This window comes from Ferdinandcohnia sp. GQ5 (assembly GCF_059759275.1).
The window spans coordinates 354,497-378,318 of sequence record NZ_JCAXEW010000001.1; the positions used below are offsets into that span (position 1 = coordinate 354,497).

Annotated in this window: 19 protein-coding genes; 1 reads left to right on the plus strand and 18 read right to left on the minus strand. The window is 38.5% G+C overall.

The window, feature by feature from the left end; translation table 11 throughout:
- Window positions 1-46: 46 nt before the first annotated feature.
- The 6 genes from AC6CHV_RS01650 to AC6CHV_RS01675 form a co-directional block, all read right to left on the minus strand.
- Window positions 47-1,315, minus strand: a complete 1,269-nt coding sequence (locus AC6CHV_RS01650) for an erythromycin esterase family protein (protein WP_440274572.1) — start codon at window positions 1,313-1,315, stop codon at window positions 47-49.
- A gap of 9 nt (window positions 1,316-1,324) precedes the next feature.
- Window positions 1,325-1,702 (minus strand): hypothetical protein, encoded by a 378-nt coding sequence (locus AC6CHV_RS01655; protein ID WP_440274564.1) that lies wholly within the window; start codon window positions 1,700-1,702, stop codon window positions 1,325-1,327.
- Window positions 1,703-1,705: 3 nt separating this feature from the next.
- Window positions 1,706-1,966, minus strand: coding sequence for a DUF1292 domain-containing protein (locus AC6CHV_RS01660; RefSeq protein ID WP_440274563.1), 261 nt, complete (start codon window positions 1,964-1,966; stop codon window positions 1,706-1,708).
- 205 nt (window positions 1,967-2,171) lie between these two features.
- Complete coding sequence (locus tag AC6CHV_RS01665) at window positions 2,172-2,549, minus strand: SET domain-containing protein-lysine N-methyltransferase (RefSeq protein ID WP_121446096.1); 378 nt, start codon at window positions 2,547-2,549, stop codon at window positions 2,172-2,174.
- A 554-nt stretch (window positions 2,550-3,103) separates the two neighbouring features.
- A complete protein-coding gene (locus tag AC6CHV_RS01670; RefSeq protein ID WP_341331572.1) occupies window positions 3,104-4,894 on the minus strand; it encodes a methyl-accepting chemotaxis protein in 1,791 nt (596 codons plus the stop codon).
- A 2-nt stretch (window positions 4,895-4,896) separates the two neighbouring features.
- Entirely contained in the window at window positions 4,897-6,897 is a 2,001-nt protein-coding gene (locus AC6CHV_RS01675; RefSeq protein WP_498077954.1) for an MMPL family transporter, read from the minus strand.
- Between the two features lie 204 nt (window positions 6,898-7,101).
- On the opposite strand from AC6CHV_RS01675, the gene AC6CHV_RS01680 reads away from it, so the two are divergent.
- Window positions 7,102-7,668, plus strand: coding sequence for a TetR/AcrR family transcriptional regulator (locus AC6CHV_RS01680; RefSeq protein ID WP_440274369.1), 567 nt, complete (start codon window positions 7,102-7,104; stop codon window positions 7,666-7,668).
- A 74-nt stretch (window positions 7,669-7,742) separates the two neighbouring features.
- Here the strand turns inward: AC6CHV_RS01680 and AC6CHV_RS01685 are convergent, their stop codons facing one another.
- The 12 genes from AC6CHV_RS01685 to AC6CHV_RS01740 form a co-directional block, all read right to left on the minus strand.
- Complete coding sequence (locus AC6CHV_RS01685; protein ID WP_498077955.1) at window positions 7,743-11,135, minus strand: phosphodiester glycosidase family protein; 3,393 nt, start codon at window positions 11,133-11,135, stop codon at window positions 7,743-7,745.
- A 342-nt stretch (window positions 11,136-11,477) separates the two neighbouring features.
- Complete coding sequence (locus tag AC6CHV_RS01690) at window positions 11,478-11,933, minus strand: hypothetical protein (protein ID WP_341331567.1); 456 nt, start codon at window positions 11,931-11,933, stop codon at window positions 11,478-11,480.
- Window positions 11,934-11,939: 6 nt separating this feature from the next.
- Window positions 11,940-12,758 (minus strand): DUF3100 domain-containing protein, encoded by an 819-nt coding sequence (locus tag AC6CHV_RS01695; protein ID WP_341331566.1) that lies wholly within the window; start codon window positions 12,756-12,758, stop codon window positions 11,940-11,942.
- A 43-nt stretch (window positions 12,759-12,801) separates the two neighbouring features.
- Window positions 12,802-13,995: an amidohydrolase gene (locus AC6CHV_RS01700; protein ID WP_498077956.1), complete on the minus strand. Its 1,194-nt coding sequence runs from the start codon at window positions 13,993-13,995 to the stop codon at window positions 12,802-12,804.
- Between the two features lie 23 nt (window positions 13,996-14,018).
- On the minus strand, window positions 14,019-14,900 hold the full coding sequence (locus AC6CHV_RS01705; protein ID WP_440274366.1) for an NAD(P)-dependent oxidoreductase: 882 nt from the start codon (window positions 14,898-14,900) through the stop codon (window positions 14,019-14,021).
- Between the two features lie 30 nt (window positions 14,901-14,930).
- The gene (locus tag AC6CHV_RS01710; protein WP_440274365.1) at window positions 14,931-16,382 is read right to left on the minus strand and encodes an aldehyde dehydrogenase family protein; all 1,452 of its coding nucleotides are present in this window, start codon (window positions 16,380-16,382) and stop codon (window positions 14,931-14,933) included.
- A 144-nt stretch (window positions 16,383-16,526) separates the two neighbouring features.
- Window positions 16,527-18,167 (minus strand): helix-turn-helix domain-containing protein, encoded by a 1,641-nt coding sequence (locus AC6CHV_RS01715; protein WP_498077957.1) that lies wholly within the window; start codon window positions 18,165-18,167, stop codon window positions 16,527-16,529.
- A 1-nt stretch (window position 18,168) separates the two neighbouring features.
- The gene (locus AC6CHV_RS01720; protein WP_498077958.1) at window positions 18,169-19,359 is read right to left on the minus strand and encodes a hydantoinase/carbamoylase family amidase; all 1,191 of its coding nucleotides are present in this window, start codon (window positions 19,357-19,359) and stop codon (window positions 18,169-18,171) included.
- A gap of 494 nt (window positions 19,360-19,853) precedes the next feature.
- Window positions 19,854-20,549, minus strand: a complete 696-nt coding sequence (locus tag AC6CHV_RS01725) for a metalloregulator ArsR/SmtB family transcription factor (protein WP_341331560.1) — start codon at window positions 20,547-20,549, stop codon at window positions 19,854-19,856.
- Between the two features lie 101 nt (window positions 20,550-20,650).
- The gene (locus AC6CHV_RS01730) at window positions 20,651-21,862 is read right to left on the minus strand and encodes an MFS transporter (RefSeq protein WP_440274362.1); all 1,212 of its coding nucleotides are present in this window, start codon (window positions 21,860-21,862) and stop codon (window positions 20,651-20,653) included.
- Window positions 21,855-22,016 (minus strand): hypothetical protein, encoded by a 162-nt coding sequence (locus tag AC6CHV_RS01735; RefSeq protein ID WP_165918134.1) that lies wholly within the window; start codon window positions 22,014-22,016, stop codon window positions 21,855-21,857. The genes AC6CHV_RS01730 and AC6CHV_RS01735 overlap by 8 nt, the downstream gene beginning before the upstream one ends.
- 290 nt (window positions 22,017-22,306) lie before the next feature.
- Window positions 22,307-23,680, minus strand: coding sequence for a hypothetical protein (locus AC6CHV_RS01740; protein ID WP_440274361.1), 1,374 nt, complete (start codon window positions 23,678-23,680; stop codon window positions 22,307-22,309).
- Window positions 23,681-23,822: the final 142 nt, after the last annotated feature.

The following is a 23,822-nucleotide window of genomic DNA, read 5'->3' on the forward strand; positions in this document are numbered from 1 at the left end:
CGATACCCCCCTGGTTAAGGGGTCATCGGCTAATCGTAGTATTGGTTTAAATTAAAATACCTGTTACTTCTAATGGTGTTAATGCTTTTGTGTTATTTATAAAGACAAACGCATCATACCGCTCAGATATTACTGATGGGACGTAGTTACCATAATGCTCATACTGCGGATTATAGACAACGCCAATTGCACGGTGCCCAAGTTCTTTTTTAAATATATTTTTATTTTTCTCAGTAAAAATAAGAAGCTTATCGAATTCTCCCGCCTTATACAAGAGATCTTCCCAGCTGCCAACAACTGCGGGAGGGGTATTCATTCTTTCAAAATCCACACCCCATTCGCTAGCTGCGATAACCGTTCCATGATGTGTACCGAAACCGACGATAAACACATTTTCAGAACCTATTTCTTCCCTTATTAATTGTCCTACATTGACCAAGCCTTCATTGGCCATATCAGTTGCTCTTGCATCACCGACATGTGTATTATGCTCCCAAATGATCCCTTTAGAAAGATGATTATAAAAGGAATCAATTCTTTGTATAACTTCAACCATGTGGCGATCTCTAATATTCCACGATTCATTATCGTTCGTAATCATCGTTGTATAATAATTTTCAGCATTAGCCGTAATAAGTGCGTTTACTTCTACATTTAAACTGCTTTCCCGTGAATCTTGGTAAACATGTTTGTTCGCTATTATTTCCATCAAAAGCCTTGTGACCTCTTCATGACATCCTTCTTGATAAAATGCAGAAGACAAAGCATACTTTTCCGCTTCCCGATGAAAGGGTTCAAAACAGGCGAAGGCTTTTCTCGCGACCTCAAGATTTAGAGAGTTTCTTTTTTCTAAATACTTTAGTATCTCATCCATTGATTCCCATAAACTATAAATATCAATTCCATAAAAACCAACCTTTTTTTCATTCGGTTTTTCTTGGTTAAATTCTTTTAACCATTCAATCAGATCAATTAATTCTTCATTTGCCCACATCCAGGTTGGCCAACGTTTAAACGAAGCTAGAACATCTAGGGCATTTTTATATTCATTTGAGTATCCTTTAATATAGCTATTCACCTGTTGGCAAGCTGGCCAATCGCCTTCCACTGCTATAAAAGTAAAATCTTTTTCAAGGATTAATCTTTTAGTGATTTCCGCACGTATTTGATAAAATTCAGACGTACCATGTGAGGACTCACCTAACAATATATATTTTTGATTTGTGATTGCAGAAATTAGTGGGTCAAGGTCATCTTTAAAATTAGTTAACGGAATTGAGTGTTGTTGGATCGATTGAATTATTTTATCTACCATCATAACCCCTCAGTTTTTGTATTCTGCTTGATACGAATTCTCACCTGAATGAACAGAGAGAAGTGTATCAGCATAACCAACTAAACGATTTACCAGTTCATCCGAAATGACATAAACAAGCTGATGAAGTGATTCCTTATGCAGGGCAGGGTCGTCAAATATTATTGTGGTATTTATGAATATTTCCTTTGTATCATATAGGTTATAGTGGATAATAACCTTACCAGCTGCACCGCCAGTCGTCGGGTCCTTATAGCTTGGTAAAAAAACATACCATTCCTCTGCCGAAGGAGATCGAAAGTTTTTTGTGAATGTTAAACCTTTAATTTCTTCCTCAATTTGTCTATTCATTTGTGGATCAATCACATTAATAATCTTTTCTTCCATCGCTTACTCCGCTGGATTTGCATCGACAGCTATCTCGTAGGCATCTAGCACCATGTCACGTTCAGATGGATTTTTGATTCCTGTCAAATACTGACCATCTTCCGTATTCTCAACCTGCATCACGAATGTATTGTTTTGATCCTGTAAAGAGTGTAACAATGCATATGTTTTCTCCTTCATATCAAATAATGCCTCAATCGAAAATTCTTTTTCATCTCCATTCTCATCTTTCACAACTATCTTATCTCGATAGACTTCGCTCATGTTGTACACCTCCTGTAATTTGTATTCATATTTTTTCCTAAAACATCAAAATTACTAAAGGACTTTTGAAATGCAAAAAGCAGTGTATTTTCTAAATTGAAATACACTGCTTCTAAAGTGATATTGATTTAACTTTTGTTTTGTCCTCTACAACCACTAAATTGGAAATTAATGTCTGGGACGAGGGACCTGTCCCTGTGTCCCATTATTCTTCATTGAACCAAAGTTTTGTGTTGTCGTCGACTTCGCCGTTGTAGTTGATTAGGATTTCTTCGCCTGCTTTTATGTCTTTGTACGCATAGAAATCAAATGTGTGATTATCGAAGTTTATATCATAAATGGCATTAGGTTCATAGGAATGGTTAAATAGCATGCCATATCCGAGAAGGATTGCCGTATGATTAATTCCATATTCAAAAGCGTAATCAGCAAGTAATGTTTTTTCAATGTGCTCGTGTTGTTCATTTGGATAAGAAATTACAGGTGCTTCATGGATTAGTTGTCCTTTTTTTATATCCATTGTAGCAAATACGCCTCTATTGAATTCCCCATCACTTAGTAAAGATTTTTTTATCTCAATCATATTGTTTGCCCTACCTCATTTTTGACTTCCTACTAACTTTAACATGAATGAGCGAAAACAAAAAGGTGCCAGTTTACTGACACCCCGTATCACTTCTTATTTATTAATGTTTTCGCAAATTTTGTTGTTTTTATATCGTTGACTGCCGCTTCAGGTGGACGCTTTCCGCGGCCGTGGCTTGAGCCTCCTCAACGAAATGTGGAGGCGGCTTTCACAGAAACGAGAAAATTGGCCGACTAAAGCGCCACGTCCTGTGGCGACGTCGGCACTAGCACATCCTGTGCGTCGGAGACTCCGACAAAGAGGCGTAATTTGCCTCTGAAGGAGGAGTTGAAATTTCTCGAGTTTCTAGCCGCTACAACTGGACAAGTCGCTACCGCACCTGCGGGGTCTCATGTCTCACGCTTTTCCCGCTGGACATTGAAATTTGCTTCTTTGAAATAATCCACGCACGAAGAAAATGTGAATACATTTTCGAGGAGTCGCCACCTTACGCTCCGATCAACTAGTTTTGCGCTTTTTTATCAAAATACAACAATCTCTTAGAAAAGATTCTATTTAAACAAATCAATCAACTTCGCCCAGAAGCCTTTGACTTCTTTTTCTTCGACTTCTTTTGCTTTTGGTTCTTCTTTCTTAATGCTTTCCGTTTTTATGACGAATTGGACAAGATTAACATTTTTATTTTGGTCTGATACAAAAGAGAACGCTTCGAAATCTGATTTATCATATTCGGATATCATCTGGTCCACTTCTTCCTTCATTTGTTCTGGTAAATCACTCGTTGACTCATATAATTTACGAGTACCATTGTGTAGTTCAGCTACTCCGTTGTCAAGGTCACCTGTACCACCTGATAATTTCACAATTCCCTGATGCATTTTTTGATAGGATTTCGATAACTGACCAACTCCACCTGTGTATTTCACCAATCCTGAATGAAATGTTTGATAATTGGCGGATAATGCAGCAAGGCCATTTTGTAGCTGAGAAAGAGATTCAGTTGAACCCGATGCTTTTAATGATGCTGAAACCTCGGTTGCCATATGATTGAGATTTGTTGCCACTTCCGTGAGTCCAGTCATTAATCCCGCTAAAGCATTATTTACTTCCGTAAACCCAGCTTGGACCTGAGTAAAGGTACCTTTAACAGTTTGTGCTGCCGTATATGTGTTCAGAAGTTGATTGACAACTTCCTGATTTGCTCCGCTGTTTTGTAGTTCTTGAATTTGTTCTTGTGTAATTGTTGCTTTTGGGATAGTTGCTATTGCTTTGTCTAATGAAGAGTAAGCTGTTGAATATCCTTCTTTAAGCTTAGCTATTTCTGATACTGTCCCTTGTAAACTCGCTGCCATTTGCTGAAGTCCAGCGGTTAATTTATCAAGGTCGCCAAGATTCACATCTTCAGATCCAGAATTTAAGGACTTGCTTATCTGTTCAAGAGCTTTCCCAATTTCATTCGAGCCATTAACAAGACCAGAGGAAGCTTTGTTAATATCAGTCATACCTTTATTGTATTGACCAGAACCGTTTTGAAGTTCCTGCACACCACTATTTAGCTCGGAAACGCCATTCTTTAACGCTCCTACTCCATCATGAAGCTGCTTGATTGCGTTCGTTAAAGATGACATGTCTTCTGTCATTTCATCGATTTCAGGTGCATCAATCGACATCGATGATGGAACGGCTGTAATGTTGATTCCTTCAAACTCAAAGTCGACAACATCTGCTTGGAGTTCGAATTCTTCCTCTTTTTCAGGCATGACAGTAAAAGTAACTTGTTTGTTTTTACCTGCATTTGCAAGCATTCCTTCTTCAGCTTCAATGTTCGTGTAAAGAGCTGGATCAAGTGTTAATGAAATTTGCAATAAATAATTTTTAAAGAAGACCGGATTCACTTCTTCATTTGAAGACGTTTTTATCTGTATTTCAATTTTTCCGTCTTCACCAATTAGTTCTTTTGGTGCCATTTCTTTACCGTCTAGTATATAGGATACATCAATATTCCAAGGTAATGCTTTTTCATTAACTGAACCTTGATAATAGAATTTCCCTTCTGGAGCTATAATTTCTACTTTATCATCTTTATGGATAATTTCTGAGAAGTCTGTTAAGTTTTTTAATGTTGAATAAGATCCATAATCGACGATCTTCCCTGCTTTTTCGATATCCAAAGTATTAACCACATATATATCTTGCTGCTTTCCAGTGGCACTCAGCGTTGCATATACGACCTCATCTTTCGTTGAGATTATTCCGTCGGCCGATGCAGCAGTGACAAGAAATGACGGCAATACGAGAGTGATAGAAAGTAAGATTAATAGTACTTTGTGTATTCTCTTCATCCTCATTTCTCCTTATAATGATTTGCTTTCCATGTAGTTTTTTCAATAACCTTATCAAAAACCAACACAAGTGCTGGTAAGAAAAATACGACCATGATAAATGCAAGCAAGGCTCCTCTTCCTAACAACAGTCCAATTGATGATACGATAGGGTTTGATGAGGTAAACGCTAAAATAAAACCTACACTTGATAAAATAGCTGCCGAAATCCCGATAGAGAAAATCTTCTCATCAAGTGTTTTCTTAATCGCTTGAAGTGCAGACATTTGCTTTCGATTCGTTGTGTAGTCTTCGGTCAAGAGAATTGCATAATCGACCGTCGCGGCAAGCTGTACCGTACTGATTATCAAATAACCAACATACACTAATGACGAATCTGTAAAATATGGGACGGAGAGATTAATCCAAACAGCAGTCTGAATCGTGAGCAATAGCACGATAGGATACGAGATTGACTTAAATGTCACAATAAGGACAAGGGCAATCGTAAGAACCGTTAAGAGATTCACTAATGCGTTATCCTTTTGAATCGTATTTTTGATATCATACAATGTCACACTTTCCCCAAGTGAATGTGCCTCGTCTCCATAATACTCTTCTGCAGTTTGTTTAATATGTTCGATTAAAGAAAATGCTTGGTCGCCTTCATTTTTAGTTGTTGTATTAATAATAATGCGACTGTAGTTGTCTGAATAAAATTGCTCAGTGATCGATTTGTCCAAATACTCTGGAGGAATCGCGCTACTTACAGTGTTAACGTACGCTAGAACACTCGATACCTGATCAATCTTCTGAATATCTTGAATGAACGCTTCTTCTTTGGCCAAATCCCCTTTTGGTACAAGTAGAACCATAGGAGTATAGGCTCCAAATTCTTCCTGGATTATCATTTTATCGCTACCAGCTCTCGTTGACTCAGGTTGATCTCCAAGACCATAGATGAAATTCGTCTCACTTTGGGCCATAAACGCAGGTACAATTAACAATGCAACTAATAGTAAACTTGGAATTCGCAATTTCACAACCATGCTTCCAATTTTAGTAAAACTTGGGATCAGTGGTTTGTGCTGTGTTTTATCGATCCACTTAAAAAATAACAAAGTCAGAGCTGGTAAAAACACCATAACACTGATAAAGCTTAGTAAAATCCCTTTTACAAGGTTGATTCCAAGGTCTGAACCAATTTGGAAATTCATTAATGATAATGCCATAAACCCAAAAAAGGTGGTTGACGCACTTGCTGTAATGGCTGGAAACGATTTTTTCATCGCAAGCTGCATTGCTTCTTTTGGATCGGAAACTGTCTTTCGATAGTCTGAAAAACTATGAAGTAAAAAGATCGCATAATCGAGTGACACCGCTAGTTGTAATATAGGTGCAACCGATTGGGTTACGAACGAAACTTCCCCTAGAAAAATATTGGTTCCAAGGTTAATGAGAACAGAAACCCCAATTGCAGTAAGGAAAAATACCGGCTCCACCCATGAGTTCGTCGATAATACTAGGATAATGATAATAATTGGTACTAACAATAGAGCAGCATATAATGATTCTTGACCAGCCATCTTTTGTGAAGTGGCTGTATCTAGAGCTTCACCTGCCATTGCATTTTCTTCTCCAATAACCTCGTAGATGGCATCCGTTACCGCAACTTCGTCTCCCTTTTCAATACTTAAAGAAAACAGTGCGTTATTTTCCTTGTAGTAAGACTCAACAGTCTCTTCATCCGCCATTTCGATAGGCGTTTTAATATCAATGGCATCATCTAACCACGTGACATCCGACACACCATCAATTTCAGAAAGTTTCTCTTTGTAACCTAGTGCTTCCTGTATCGTGACGTCATGTATCATGACCCTCGTATTCGGCACAGCCCCTTCAAATTCGTCTTCCATAATTTCCATGGCTTTCACAGAAGGAGCATCCTCCGGCAAATAGTCAACCATATTATAGTTAACGACAACCCCAAACTGAACAATGGTTGCTAAAAGTGTGAGGAGCATAAATACGATGACAACTGATTTTTTATGTTTAATAATTCGTGTTGCAATATCTATAATGTTTCACCCTCTCTTGCATAACCGGCAATTCCACTATAATATTATATCGACACGGTGTTGCCTATTCAACAAACAGTTTATTAATTTGAGTACGTTTCACAACATAATAACCTAATATGTTGGATAACTAATAAAAGAGGGATTAAAATGACATCAACTAAATTAGATAGACGTAAACAATACACACGAATGGTATTAAAGGATAGCATTATGAAGCTATTAAAAGAGAAATCAATTTCGACAATTACAGTAAAGGAAATTTGTAAGGAAGCAGATATTAATCGTTCTACGTTTTATGCTCATTACTCTGACCAATATGACCTACTTGAAAAAATAGAAGAAGAGATTATTGAGGATATGATTACGTATCTCAATCAATATGATTTTGATAAAGAAGACGAAACTCTACAAATGACAGAAAAATTGCTGGAGTATATTGTGACTAAGAAAGATATTTGCCAAACATTATTGAATGAAAATGTGGATACCACGTTTCAGCAAAAGGTCATGGATATTGTCCATCGATACCTCATGAAGAACTGGGCCAGTAGCCATCTTGACGGGAACGTTTCTGAATATTTCAGTACCTTCATTATAAGTGGAAGTATTTACGTGATCAAAAGATGGTTAAAGAACGGAATGGACAAATCCCCAAAAGAACTGGGCGAATTGGTCAATAACATCATAAACAAGGGCGTAGCAGCTGTGAAATAAGCGGATGAACCGTGGGGGTGGGTCACTTGTCCCAAGCATAAAAAGCGGGACAGTCAACCTGTCCCGCTGTCCCATTATTCGATTGTGATGGTTTGCTCTTTGGTCATTTGATTTACTTCGACTTTTAGTGTTATTTCTCCTGCTTTTAGAGTTTTTAGTTCCCCTGTTGTGTAGTCGAAGAGTGCAGCGTATTTTCCTGAAGTTTCAGCCCGGGTTAGTTCTTCCCCACTACCGATAAAGACGTTCTCACTCGCTTCCCATTGAACAGTTGCTGGATAATGAAGTGGGAAGTTTAGGTTATCTTTTTGATGCCCAGTTGCCTCAACTTGTACTGTTTCTCCTACTTTTATTGCAGACGGTGCTTGAAGAGTAATATCTAATAAAAGTGGATTCACTTCAGCTTGAATCCAGTCAGTACCAGAAACAGAACTTTGTCCATTAGATTGTCCTGGCCCCATAGCCTTGTCCGGTACAGGCGTTGGGTCGACTCCGAACATCGTCCACTCGTAAAAACCACCTGCATCACTGGAGCCATATGGTGCTTTTCCTGAAGGACCGACAACCATATACGGAACACCTTCGACACGATCAACACTTACAGTATGAGCATGACCACCGACAAACAGTGCCCCCTTACCTCCTGAAGTTTGACGAAACTCCGTTAAGAATTGTTCAAGAAGATTAGACTCTTTTCGATCACTAAGCTGGCTGTTTTTCGTAGGTAGTGGATCACGCGTTGGATGATGCGCCATGACAACTACGTTTTTAACCTTTGAATCCTTTGCAGCTTCCGTTAATGTCTTTTTTAAATCGAGTAGCTGTTGGAAATCACTCGTACGGAAACTTCCTGTCGATGAATCAAGCAAAATAAATCTTGTCCCTTTGTGATCAAAAGTATAACGGTTATTTTCATACACTTCTAAGAAATTATCCAGTGTACCTGGCCCCATAATTTCATGGTTTCCTGGTAGATAATAGATTGGGAGTTTATCTCCAACTTCTTCTTGTAAAATTTGCTCAGCAAATGCAAAATCTTCTTTCCATGCTGTATCAACCAAATCACCATTAATTACAAGGAAGTCTGGTTTTGCTGCAACAATTTGTCTTAGAGATTCTCTTGCCATTTGTACTTGAGAACTATTCGGATCCTTTGCAACAAACTGGCTGTCAGCTAGTACCGCAAATGTCCAACGTCCTTTTTCAATTTCTCCATTTTGAATAATGAGCGGGTCTGGATCTTTCGCTACTTCTGGAACCTCTATAGAAGTGGGGACTTTAACAGTTACATCATCAAATACCAATTGACCTGTGTATTGCTCATTTTTGTTCGTTTCAACTGGATAGATTCTCCAAAGCTTTACAGGGTATCGTACGCCTTCAGGGACCGTCGTCTCAACGTACTTCCAGCCTGACCAATCTACTGCATCAGCAAGTGATAATGTGTATCTTGTCCCTGCTGCATCTTCAATGACAGTACGAAGCCATGCTCCTTGCCCATCCCCTTTTACCCAAAGTCCAATTTTCTGAACATCACCTGGTAATTCAATCGTAGGAGATGCTTGTAAATAAGCAGCACGAGTTGCCGTTGTTGTTGAAAAATCGTATGCTAACTCGATCCCTTTTCCATCCCTACCAGCAACATGCTTCATAGATGCTCCAACTTCATTTGGATATTTTGTAAAGGACCACCCACTTATCTCTTCAAAATCATCGACTTTCTTTGTAGCTAGGCCAATTGTAACTGGCAGATACGTAACCTCGTCTTTTACTTTTACTGTGATGAGCGCCGACGCACCATCAGCTTTAGGTATAACAGTAAAGCTACCATCCACATTTTCCATGATCGAAATTACTGACTCATCATAGTCTAAATTTACATCTCTAGCTTCAATTGGTGCGTTGTATCCGACTTTGTCATAACCATTAACAGAAAAACTTGCTTGTTGTCCTAATTCCAAACTTAGGCGTGCTTGTGATGCTTCAATTCGCTCCAATTTACCAAGGACGGTGATCTCCATCGAACCCTTTGAAGATTTTACTTGTGCCTGAGCAATGGCTTTACCTGACTTTTTAGCATGAAAAACGCCATTTTCCGCAAATTTACCAACGTCTGCGGGAAGAGCCTTCCATTTCACTTCACCAACAGGAACTGGAGAGTAATTTTCATCGTGCCCTAAACCAATAAACGTTCTTGTTAATCCAGGGAATACGCGGTTACTCATATCAGATTTAAATGCAGTATTAACTGCAAAGCTCTTTAATTCACCACTTCCAGCCTTTGCAAAAATTCCAATCCCATTCGGTACTGATCTTTCAGTGCCATCGGATGGCTGATTCACAACCTTCACATCTTTCGTACCAGGATTTTGTGCAACCATGGTTGTGGAACCTCCACCATCAAGGTTTAAGGCATAATGTGCACCGTATTCCTTCATCAGTTCGGCTAATTCTTTAAATGTCATACCTCGACTGTCTGTTTGACGTCCATCAACTGCTGCTAAAATCATCGTTTTGCGATCCTCAGAAAAACCAACAGCAGTTCGTGGTGCAGAAGTCGTATCATCTAAATTCGAAATAACAACTCCACTTTCAACAAGTTTAATATTACCTCCAACAGCAAATGAAACATCGATGTCAGTCTTTGGAGCATATTCTACACTTACTTCATCTCCAACAGATAAAGCTCTTAAGGTCTCTGCACCTTTTTCACGTCCAACAAGTACAAAAGCATTTTCAGGGATGGCACCATTCCCTGCACCTTCTACTACAGTTGTAACTTTTCCATCTACGACCATTACTTCATACACGGTGCTTCCATCCTGAGACCTTTCAGCGCTTCCCCAGACAGAAGTGTATAATCCTATACCATCTTTTGAAATTGCGTATTGATTGAGTGCGTCAAGTGTGATTTCTCCGCTAGGTAGCTTAACTTTTCCATCTAATAGAATAGTAGAGATATGACCCAAACCATTTTTATCAACACTGGCAGTGAGTGTATGACTACCTTGAGGCCCTTTTACCATTTCCCCTTTACTAACTACAGTGCCTAGAGGAGCTTTCGTATTATTAATATCGAAGAAATCTCCATTGACCCCAGCGATTGCACCTGCTTCCTTCGCCATTTCTGACAATGGTTTCGCAGATGAAACACTGCCAGGATAAAGTATATCGGTTGAAATGCTATCATTTCCTAGGTTAATGGTCATTACTTCTCCATTTAGCCAGCCTCGTGCATCAAATCTTTCAAAACTAGCAAGCATAATACCAGGACCAATCGTGGTTGTACTTTCCTTCGAAACAAGCGTCTTGCCAGCTGGTCCAACAAAAATGACAGGTTCTGTTCTGTCGGACGAAGTTGATCGAGCTTGAGCAACATCTGATGGTTCATTGTCTGCATGAACAGTAGGTGCTAATGGTACTGTTATGGCTGAGGCAAACAAAACATTTCTCCACCACTTTACATTCATACATAGTTCTCCCCTCTACTAAAATATAATTTTATAATATATAGAATATTCTTGAAGTATATTTTCATTATACCAAGAATCTCCTTCCAGAATAACTACTGAATATAAAGGGGTGATTAATAGACTGTAAAGTTTTTACAGTAAAAAAGTAGGAGATTTGTTTACAATAATGTCAGAATAGTAGAGGAATTCATTAGAATACGGGTCTTTGGATTTGAATTTTACAGGAGTAGTTTTAGCCATGACAATTTTCATTGTTTAAAAAACAGGAAAAAAGGCCTGTATAAATACAGACCTTCTTTCAAAATGGTTCTGGGACAGGGGACCTGTCCCTGTGTCCCATTAGATGATTCCCTGGATTCGTAGGATGATTTCGGCTACGATAGCGGATCCGAGATAGGTTCCGAGTAGAACGAACATACCGATAACGATTGTTCTCCAACCTAATTTTTTGAAATCTGCCCATGAGCGTCCGATGGAAATACCAGCATAGGCTAAGATTGGTGTTGCAATCGCTAATAGATTCACTTGTGCTGTCCATTCTACGAGTTTTTCTTGGAATGGCATGCCTGGGATTGTAATAATGAATGCTAGAATCCCAATGTAGGCAATACTTGGAACCTTTTTATATGGAATTGCTTTATGAATAATTAATCCGGCCAAACTCACTCCAGCAAGAACAAGTATTCCTGGAATGGCTGCAAGTGGCATAACATCATAACCAATCCAGTTTCCTGCAAGAACTGATATAGAACAAATAATAAATAATAAGACCCATTCTTGAATACTTTTTAACATTGGTTGTTACGCCCCCTTTGAATTCGAATTCGCAGCTTTTTTATCTCTTACTCTAGTAAGAACATTATATAACTTCACTGTTAATGGTAAGCCAATGAAAATACTAGCGTACAATCCTGTTACAGAAGTTAATAGGTTACTTGCCCCTGAGAATGCAGTAATTGTATCTGCCATATCTGGATATGCTGCGACGAGTGGCCCAAGTGATGCTGCAGCCATACTACCACTTCCTACCCCTGTTGCCATTGCAAAAGAGTATGGATGGAGTGGTGTTGCTGTTGCCAAAAATCCTGAAATAAGACCTAAGAAAATCGATCCAAACACTGTACCGAAAATATAGATCGCCATTACACCACGACCCTCAGGAGAAGAAAGACCATATTTATCCGTAATAAGGGCTAAGTTTGGTTCTCTTCCGATGGAGTGGGTCATACCAATTGCTTCTCTTTTTAATCCTAAGAATACAGCTACTGGTAATGCAATAAAAATAGTACCTAGGTTTCCTAGTTCTTGAAGCATTAAGGCTGGACCTGCTTCAATTAATTGAGGTAAAGCTGGACCTGCTTGTACACCAAATTTTGCAATCAATAATGTTACGGAAATAAATACGAGATTTTCCGCATTTTTAGACATTTTTTCTGTGACAAGTGGCGTAAAATAGACTGCAATTCCAACGATAACTGCATACAACATCGGTAGTAATAAAATGACCCCTGCTCCAATTGGAATACGATGTGTGCCTATCAATTCAGTCACCAAAACAATGGCAAATACTAAAAGATGTAATTTCCAATCCTTCCAAAGATTCGTTGCATTTTCACTCATTGCTCTTCCCCCTTTTTTAATAGTGATGCTGTTTATATGGTATTTATTTTACAGCCGCTTTTGCATGTACTTTCATATATTCTAATGTTGCTTTCCCTAATACCTTTGCTGCGATTAAAAGTGCACGCTCATCGATATCAAATTTTGGATGATGGTGAGGGTAAGAGTCTTTCCACTCTGGATTCTCTGCACCTGTAAAGAAGAAGGTACCTTTTACATGTTGTAAATAATAAGCGTAATCTTCACCGCCCATAACAGGTTCTGTTTCAGCAACCTTGTTTACTCCTGGAACGTCTTCCGCCAATTTTGCAACAAATTCGGTTTCTTCCTTATGGTTGATGAGGGTTGGATAGCCGCGTGTATAGGTGAATTCGAAATCTGCACCATTCACATCACATGTTCCACGAACCACTCGTTCCATTTCTTTTTCGATAAAATCACGCGTCTCTTCTTTGAAAGTACGCACGGTACCAATCATTTCAGCATAGTCAGCGATGACATTGTAAGGATTTTTTGCCTCGAATGAGGTTACAGATAGAACGGCAGAATCCAATGGATCTACTTTACGGCTAACAATTTGTTGTAAATTATTTATGAGTTGACCTCCAACGACAATACTATCGATTGTTTGATGTGGGTAGGCACCATGTCCGCCTCGCCCTTGAATTTTAATATCGAAACGGTCAGGAGCTGCTTGGATTGCACCAACTCGATAACCGATTTCTCCAACTGGCATTTGAGCTTGTAAATGTTTGCCGAAGATTACATCGACACCATCTAGGCAACCATCTTCGATCATAGAAATGGCACCACCCGGTGGTAATTCCTCTGCATGCTGATGGATGAATACTACCGTACCCTCAAGTTCTGCTTTCATACTATTTAACACTTTCGCTAAACCAAGTAAAGTTGCAGTATGACCATCATGTCCACATGCATGCATCACACCATCATTTTTTGACTTGAACGGTACATCCGTTTGCTCTAAGATCGGGAGGGCATCGAAGTCTGCACGTAAGGCAATAGTTGGTCCAGGACGATCTCCTTTTAGATAAGCTACTACTCCATTGCCTCCAACACCTGTGCGAATATCGTGACCTAATTTTTCATGATAAGTTGCAATGTATTCTGCTGTTTTAACTTCCTCAAAAGATAACTCTGGGTATTCGTGTAGATAACGGCGTATAGAGACAATTTCATCATAAATTTCGTCTAATTTCTCAAATAACTTTTCCATTATAAATGCCCTCCTAGTGGTTTTTATTGTTCCATCATTTCTTTTAAGACGGTATATACCGCTGATGAATCTTGTTGACCCTTCCCTTTGTTCTTACCTAAGTGAAAGAGTTGATGTGTGATGTCACTGACAAAAGTTGAAATTTGTGAGTTTTCAGCCAATTGACGGTACAAGTGGATATCCTTTGTCATATTGGCAAGAGAGAACTTTACATTGTCAAATGATTCATCTAATATATTCACCCCGAATACATCCATTGCTCGGGTTTGACCAGATCCTTTTTGTAGAATACCCGCAAGTTTCTCCTTTGTAACCCCAGCTCTTTCTCCAGTTATAAAGGCTTCACTTAATAAGGTAATCACACCTGCTACGACCATATTGTGACAAAGCTTTACGGTTTGCCCTGCTCCACTCTTCCCTACATATTCAATATGTTTGCCGACAGCTTTTAAAATTGGGAGAATGGTAGGAAAATGGTCCTTACTTCCACCAACCATAATGGTCAACGTCCCGTTTGCAGCTCCTTCAGGGCCACCGCTTAGTGGACAATCATAAAACTGGACCCCGTTTTCCTCAGCTGTGTTATGAATTTTCCTCGTAAGCTGTACATCATTTGTACTCATATCCAAAATGTAAGAACCTTTTTTCATTTTAAATAGAACACCGTTTTGTTCGTGTAACAGTGTATCTTTAATAATATCAGGTGAAGTAAGTGACATGATTAAAAAGTCAATCTCACTTGCCATATCAGTAGGAGTTGCAGAAGCAATCGCCCCATGGTCAACTAAACTCTTCACCGCAGCTTCATTAATATCAAATACGTGGACTTTGAATTGTTTTTTGAGTAAGTTCTTCGCAATGCCACTTCCCATTAACCCGCATCCAATTATACCAACCGCTGTCATCATAATCCTCCAGTCTTGTAAACTAGTAATTTACGCTTTGATATATACTGTTTTGTACTCTGTCCAGAATTCGAGGGCAGTTGAACCTTGTTCTCTCGGACCTAAGCTGGATGCTTTTTTACCACCAAATGGGTACTGGTTTTCAAAATAATTCGATGGAATGTTGACATGTGTAACTCCCGTTTGAATATGTTTCACAAAATGCATGGCTTTTTCTAGGTCCTTTGTATAAATCGTTGATGATAAGCCAAAATCACTGTCGTTTGCAACTTCTAATGCTTCCTCATAAGAATCTACTTCGATTACTGCGATAACAGGTGCAAAGATTTCTTCACTAAAAATAGTCATTTCTGGTGTAACGCCACTAAAGACTGTTGGTGCGACAAAATAGCCATTGTCTCGTCCTTGGTCTATTAATCTCTTACCACCACATTCAAGTGTTGCACCTTCTTCAATTGCTAAATCGACATGTTTTAAGTAAAGATTTAATTGACTTTCATCAATCACTGGACCATTGTCTACCTTTTCGTCAAAGCCATCGGTAATATGTAAGGCATTGGCTGCTTCTACTAATCTACTAATAACGTCTTTTGAAATACTTCTTGGAACAATTAATCGGCTTGTCCCAGTACAGCGTTGTCCATTATCAAAAAATCCACTGATGACTACATTTTGAATCGTTTCATCTAAATTGGCATCTTCAAGGATAATGGAGGCATTTTTTCCGCCCATTTCCGCCTGCATTTTTCCGCCACGAGTTGTGACTGCTCTTCCTAATGCTAATCCTACGTCGGTTGAACCGGTAAAAGATACAGCTTTGATTTTCTGATGATTACCGATCGCACGTCCGATAACACCACCTGGACCTGTTACCATGTTAATAACTCCTTTAGGTACACCGGCCTTTTCAAAGAGTTCGATAATTTTTACGCTAATAAGTGATGTGTTGCTAGCTGGCTTAAAAATAACCGTGTTTCCAGCAACAATCGCAGGGGCGATCTTCCAAATTCCAATCCCAAGAGGGAAATTATAAGGCGCAATTACTCCAACAACGCCAAGAGGTTCTCTCACGGTGTATCCAAAAATTTCAGCATTCTTTGAAGGCACTGTTTCCCCTTTTAAACGGGTTGCTTCACCACTGAATTGCTTCATCGCATCAATCGTAATAGTTACTTCCGCTAGCGAGTTTTTATAGGTTTTACCGACTTCTTTTGTAATAATAGTTGCTAGTTCTTCTTTTTGCTCTTCAAGCAAATAGATTAATTTAAACAATACATCCCCACGTTCAGGTACTGCAACGTGTGACCAAGCCTTAAATGCCTTTTCCGCTACTTGAATCGCTACCTCAACATCGCGTTCATCAGATTTCTGAAAATAACCTAATACTTCTTCTGTGTTTGCTGGGTTGATACTAGCATATACATCACCTGATTGGGCAGACACCCATTCACCATCTATGTAGTTAAAATACGTTTGAACCATCGGAATCACCTCTCCTCTTTGTTGTTACTAATTATAATATTCTAAATTATAAAGACAAATGTGGCAACCCACAAAATTTAGAATTCATTTTTGTGAGTTGCCACAATTAGAGACGTAAAAAGGACAAGTGGACAGGTTCCATTGCTATCTATTTTTCTGTTTCGCTACATATAATTGAGTCGCAATCATGAGGTCGACCCAATCTTTTTCATTGTTTAAGCTAGATTGAAGAATTTCTTCTATCTTTTTAAGGCGATAGTATAATGTATTTCCATGGATATGGAGCTCAGTAGCCGTTTCCTTGTGATTTTTATTTTTGGAAATAAAACAAAGCAATGTTTCTAGTAAACTGGCATCTGAATTTAAGAGCTTTCCGATTTTATCCTGAATGTACATGTCAATTGTATGCTGCTCCATTTCATGGAATAGTCGTTCCATACCGAGTTTCGAATATTCAACGATGTTTGAGGTCTTATAGGTCTTTGCATAGCTGATGGAACGTAGTGCTTCCTGATAGGATGTGGCTAATTGCTGCAAGGAAGTTTTTCGTCCAATTCCAACTATGATTTTTTCTTTGTTTAAAATTGACTCGACTTCTTGAATGATTTTTTTAATTACCGTGTCTGTCACTCCTGGAAGAAGGATTATGAGCTGAAACGTATGAGTGACGACAAAACTTTTGTTACATATGTTATTCAGCATCTTCTCAATAGATAGGACGAGCCATTGCTTTTCTTTTACTTTGTTATTTTTCCAGAGTGAATCTACTGCACTTTCAACAATTATACATTGAATGTCATTTGTTTGATCCCATTTTAAATAATGCATAATCCGTCCGACATCATAATGTTGGACCTCATTTAACAACTGATTAAACACTTCATTCCGAAAATGCAGCTCCTGTTCAAGGAGTGCACTATCCTTCGTTATTTCAAGCGCCATCGCTAAGCTTGCATGCTCAATAATGATTTGTTCGTTTTCAACAAATGCAGCAAAAGGTTTCTCCAGTTCAAGTACCCCTAGAATTTCTTGGCCACGTACAATGGGAAAGTAGCGGTCATTCCTCTGAAAAAGGTTGGTCTCATGGTAGATGACCCGAGATTGAATCAATTCCTCTAACAACGGAATGATTGACTTGATTCCATAGCCTTCAATAATCACTTGATAGAATTTTTTATGAATTGAAATTGAATCGGTTAATAATTGATTCTTCTTCAACAAATGATTATAAACCCGGGAATGTTCAATTGCGATCGCGCTTTGGTCGGCAATATTTTTTATAACTTCCATATCAGCCATTGAAAAAAGACCATCATGGTTAAAATTGTCGACGATTAGGATACCGAAACAATGATTTTTGTAAACGATCGGAACACAAAAAGCACTTTTAATTTTCCGACCATGTACACCCTTCAAATAATAATGATAGTTTTCTGGAGACATTGTACTCATAGATTCATCAATTTCTTGCTCAGAATTAAAGAGGATGGCCTTCTTTTTGGTGAATACCTGGCCTGTTATGGATTCGCCGGGATCAAGGGAAAGCTTCCTTAAACTTTCTACATCAACACCTTTACCCTCTTCAAACTTAAGCTTTCCAGTATTTTCGTCATATAAATAAATAATAAACGTATCAGTAATGTTTACCAATTCACTTGCTGCAGTAATTAAGTTTTGCAACACATCTTGTAAATGTAACGACTGCGTAAGCAACTTATTGATTTCTAATAGTTTCTTAGCTTTATGTAAGTCCAGATAGGATGTCTCGATTTGCTGAAAGTTCAAGTTAATTCACCTTTTTCGAAAGTTCCAAAATAGTCTGAAGCATGACATTGGCACCAACCTCAATATCTTCCCATGAACTATACTCATCAGGGTGATGACTAAGGCCATCCTTACTAGGAATGAAGATCATCCCTGCTTCTGTTATTTCGGTTAATGAGTTCGCATCGTGATTTGCACCACTCACCATATAGTGATAATTTACTTTTGAGTTTTGACAAGTCTTCTCTATTGCTTTTTGGACATTCACAGATAAAGTGTTGGGATGCTTTTGTACACCCACTGCTATTTCAACTCGATGGTTTGCATTCATCCAGTCTGTTAATCGTTGTTCAAATTCCTTCATCTCATGCCAATCGCTACCTCTGACCTCAATCGTTAATTGAACATCACCAGGTACTACATTCTCCGAATTCGGAAAAACCTCTAACTTTCCGACAGTCGCAACAATATCATTGTTTTGCTTAGTAGCTCGTTCACTAACGTACTGGATAATAGAGGCAGCAGATACTAAAGCGTCATTCCTAGCGTTCATAGGGGTAGTGCCAGAATGGCTTGCTTTTCCAATAACATGAACATGCATTCTTGAAATGCCAGCTAAGGCAGTCACAATCCCAATCTGGTTGTTCGTAGTCTCTAACACACTTCCTTGTTCAATATGTAATTCTAAAAAGGATAGATAGGCATTGTCACTTTTTCTAGCCTCTTTAATTTTGGACATGTTAAGGTCAAATTTCTCCAATTCCACATCTGATACATCACCATCTTTAATTAACCCTGCTGTCGCTCTGCTTCCAAATGTACCGCCTAATGGATTCGCTTCTTCACCGACAAAACTAATAAGTTCAAGTGGAACTCCTTGATAGCCATGTTCTTTTAGCACTCTCAGACACTCAAGGCCAATTATTACACCCAATGCTCCATCATAAAGGCCACCATTTTTTACAGTGTCTAAATGTGAACCAAAAGCAATTGCAGGTTTATCAAGGCTACCTAATCTGCCATGTACATTACCAATGGAATCTTTATATACAGATAAATTTAGGTCCTTTAACTGCTCTTCTAACCATTCGTTTGCCTTTTTTTCTTCATTTGAAAAAGCTAAACGATTATAACCAATATTACCGGAATTAATAGATCCAATATGTAATAGATTCTTTTTAATATTTTCTACGTAAACCTTTGGAAAACTCATAATTTCCTCCTCTATACTACCCTTGGGTCACGGGGCCAGGTCCCTTGTCCCATTCTAGAACTTGTTTTCATTATAGAAGAAAAATTGTTAATTATCCAATAGCTTTTGTTTTTGAGAAAACCGACAGTTTGCCTTTTAATTAAAAAGGCTATTTTCGCAAACTTTTTTTTTATATCGTTGACTTCCGCTTCAGGTGGACGCTTTCCGCGGGCGTGGCTTGAGCCTCTTCAACGAAATGTGGAGGCGCCTAGCACAGAAACGAGAAAATTGGCCGACTAAAGCGCCACGTCCTGTGCGTCGGAGACTCCGACAAAGAGGCGTATTTTGCCTCTGATCTCGAGTTTCTAGCCGCTGCAACTGGACAGGTCGCCACCTTACGCTCCAAACAACTAGTTTTGTTTTTATTATAAGAAGGCAACAATCTTTTAGAATAGAGCCAATAAAAAGAGGTTGCATTAGCAACCTCCGTACAAACTATATTAATCAATCAACATTTAACAAAAGTCAGAAACGTGCTGGGTGGGACGATGTACCTGTCCCTCTGTCCCAACGGCACGCTTCCAGTGTTGGATTCCGGCATTTAGTCGGATCGCTTGGTATCCCTGTGTCGAAAGGTACTGAACAGCCTCTGTTGCGTGTACACAGTAGTAACCACGACAGTAGACAATAATTCGACGATCTGTCGGAAGTTCGCTGACTCTGTCCATAAAGGAATCATATGGTATTGATATTGCACCCTTTATATGCGAAGCATTATACTCAGATTCTGGCCGAACATCGACGACCAAATAGCTATCAAAATCTTCCATTTTTAAAAACTCTTCCAACTCTAGACTTTCGATTTCTTCTGGTCTTTCGATAAACTCAGTACGCATCTGGCGCACTTCATCAAATCTGTCTTCCGTTACTTTTTGTAAAGATTGGATTAAGTCACAAACTTTTGTATTTCCCAATGAGTAGACCATGAAGTTTCCCCGTCTACGGCATTTTACGAGTTTAGTATCTAGGAGAACCTGTAGGTGCTGAGATGTATTCGCGATGCTCATTTCGGTTTCGTTCGATAGTGCTTCTACTGTTTTGGGACCTTGCGTCAACAAATCCAGAAGCTCCATTCGTTTCGGACTCGTTAACGCCTTTCCGACTCTAGAAAAATAATAATAGATTGTATCGTTAAATTCTCTCTTATCCATCATGACCTCCTGGATTTATCCCCCCTCATTTAATACATTCCGAAGGACTTCTACTATATATCTAGTTTAATAGAAAACCTACAGTTTCATACCAACTATTTTCATGTAAATCTAGTTTTTATTCGATGTAATCGATACATCGAAAGGAATCCTAAAACAGGTCCGGGTAATAGGATCAAAAATGTATATTCCCAACCAATAACTGATTCGATTAAGGGTACGAGGAAAATGACAATAATCGTAAGTACATAACCTAGTGCTAATTGGATTGTTAATGATGAACCGACATAGCGCTGATCGACGTGCTCGGTGATAAGTACTGAGAACTGAGCAGAATCTGCAATAATACTTACTCCCCAGATGATTCCTAAAATGGAGATAATCCAGGGTGAGCTACCGAAGAAAAATCCTATAAAAAGTGTGAGTGTCCCAGAAACCCCTAATGACCATAATGTTACTTTTTCTCGGCCAATTCGATCGGCAAATAAACCGCCAAACCAAGCTCCAAAGAATCCGGAACCAATTACTACGAATGTTACAATTGAAGCGGATGTAGAAAAATTTACAATCCCACTTGTTTTAAAGCTCTCTGCTAAAAATATCCCAAACCAGGACCACATCGCGTAAAGCTCCCACATATGACCAAAGTAACCAAAGTTCGCAAGGCGTACCTTTTGATTTTTAAAAGCACGAGGAATCGCATTTGGATCAAAGTTTCCAGTGGGTAATGCATAGGGTCCTACTTTTACGAGAAGCATTAAGAAACCAGATAATATGGAACATAATCCCGTTATCAATAAGACCAGTTCCCATGACGAGAACCCGATTCCTTTAAAAAAATGGGGTCCAGCTGAACCAATCGTAAGTGCACCCACGACTAGCCCCAAAGCCATCCCACGCCTCTCTTTAAACCAAGTGGAAACAAGTTTCATCCCTGGACCGTATACACCTGATAAGGCAACGCCTGTAAAAAAGCGAAACAATAATGCAACAATTAAACTTTTAGCTAGTAAAGCGGTTAAAATTGTCGTAACTCCCGCTAGTATAGCTGACCAAAAGAATAAAATATGTGGTTCAATGCGATCAGGTAGATTTAAAAATGCTGACAGCACTGAACCGATAATAAATCCTAAATTGACCATAATCGTAATAAAGCTGACTTGACTGCTACTCAACTCCCATAAATCGATTAAAGTTGGCAAAACTGCAGTCATTGAGAACCATGTTGTCATTGTGCCAAACATGGCAAGTGATAACAAAATTAACTTACTGGTGTGATATTTTCCTTTTTCCAGAGAATCATTCTTATTCATCTAAAGCAGCAGTATACGTAACTGCCGTACCCTCTAAGCATAGTTCATTTTCGTATTTTTTAATAACGCTTTCATTCTTATCTTTATTTTTAACCCTTTCTTCACTGAGCACCCTAAGAATCGATGGATAATGTTTCATATCTTCAACAATCATCACATTCCTCCTAAATAGTTACCTATTCAGTTCAAATCTCTTTCGGGTTTTGTCGAGTATTAAATAATTCAATTGAATAGTTGTATTACTACACTACTGGAGAGGTTCGAGATTTATTCGTAAAGTTGAGGAAATTTATTCGAAAAGTTTTACGGAATTTGTGGTCTATTTTGAGGATTGACAGCATATGATGTTAGGTTAAGAGAATGGTGGATCATGTCATTCCTTTTCTCACTAACCAAAAAATGGGACAGAATAAATCTGTCCCAACAAGCGGTTTCATTTTAATATTACAATAACAAATACGCAACAAGTGTTCCGATAATCCACATACCGATTGCGAATGGCATATTCTGCACGGTAATGCGGAATGGGCTTTGACCCGTTCCCATGGCCGTTAATGTCACAAGTAAGCCGTACGTTCCTACTGTAAAGGTAGCCACAGAACCTGTAATTAGAACAAGCGCAATACTTACTGGATTGATCACTTCAAACATAGGAGTGACGATTCCTGTCAAAATACCCACTGTTGCAATCGGATGAATACCAAACATACTTAAGAATACAAAGATGACCTGGATAAGGAACAAGATTAACATTGGATAATTCGATACAAAGGCAAGTGGTTTTTGGATCACTTCCAAAAATGATGTATCTCCTATACTAGTCGAAAATAATGACAAGGAGATAAATAATACAATGAAATTCTGCATGGTATTTGTTTTTGTTTTCCAATTATTCCAACCAATTGTCCAGAAACTTCTTCGTCTTTTCAATAGTAAAGACCAAATGAAAGCAAATGGGAAAATAACAATTGTTACTGTTAACGTAAAGCTTAAATCAAATAGATTTCCTATTACAATAACGAGAACCAGGAACAAGACTAGTGCGATGACGAACTGTATCATCTTTCTCACTAATTGTTTCATATTGATTGTTGGCTGACGATTAGTAGTCACTTCGTCAAACTTATATTTTTTATAAAAAATTCGTCCAAACAAAGAATCTAATATAAACGCAATAACTGCCATTAGAATGAGCCAAGGCAAGAGGGTTACGTATTCAACACCTGTTGTAAATATAGCAACTGCGACCATAATCTCCAACGGACTCCACAACAGGGCTAATGAATAACCTCTTAGTGAAGCTGTTGTGATAAACGAATTACGAATTTCTTTACTAAAAGATGATAATGTACTCTTAAGAACATCTTGAGAGATGGTTGCAGCAGATAGATTTAAAAAGGCCGCAAGAATATGCGTAATGAGTGAGCTTCTTGGGTATAGTTTCCCTAAATCTGAGACGTTCACTCTCATTAGTAGATTCATATTCCGATCAAATCTTCCACTTCTTACGATGCTATTCATCCAAGGCAGCATGGCTAGTAATGTCAATAGAGATAAATTCGAAGTTAATAAACTAGGAATAATATGAAAGGACTGACCTGTTGTAAAGAATAAATATCCTCCGATAAATAGAAAAGCTCCCCCAAGAATTTTGAAAAGCCCTGATGCTAAAGGAAATGACACAATGAGCATGATAATAGCAAGTACTCCGAGTATGTAATTGATTGTCTCACTATCTATAAAAATATTAATTGTATGGAGTAAAAATACAAATGAATAAAAAATGTAAAGATAGCGGAACAATGGATATTGTTTCATTTTTTCCTCCTTCTTGATGTTAAATCAAACACATCAAAGTATAGCATAGAAGAAAAAAACTACAAGGATAATTTCCAGATATTCCTTGGAAGTAAAGAAGAAATGATGCCGTCAAAAAAACAGCTCTGCATCCATTTATGGA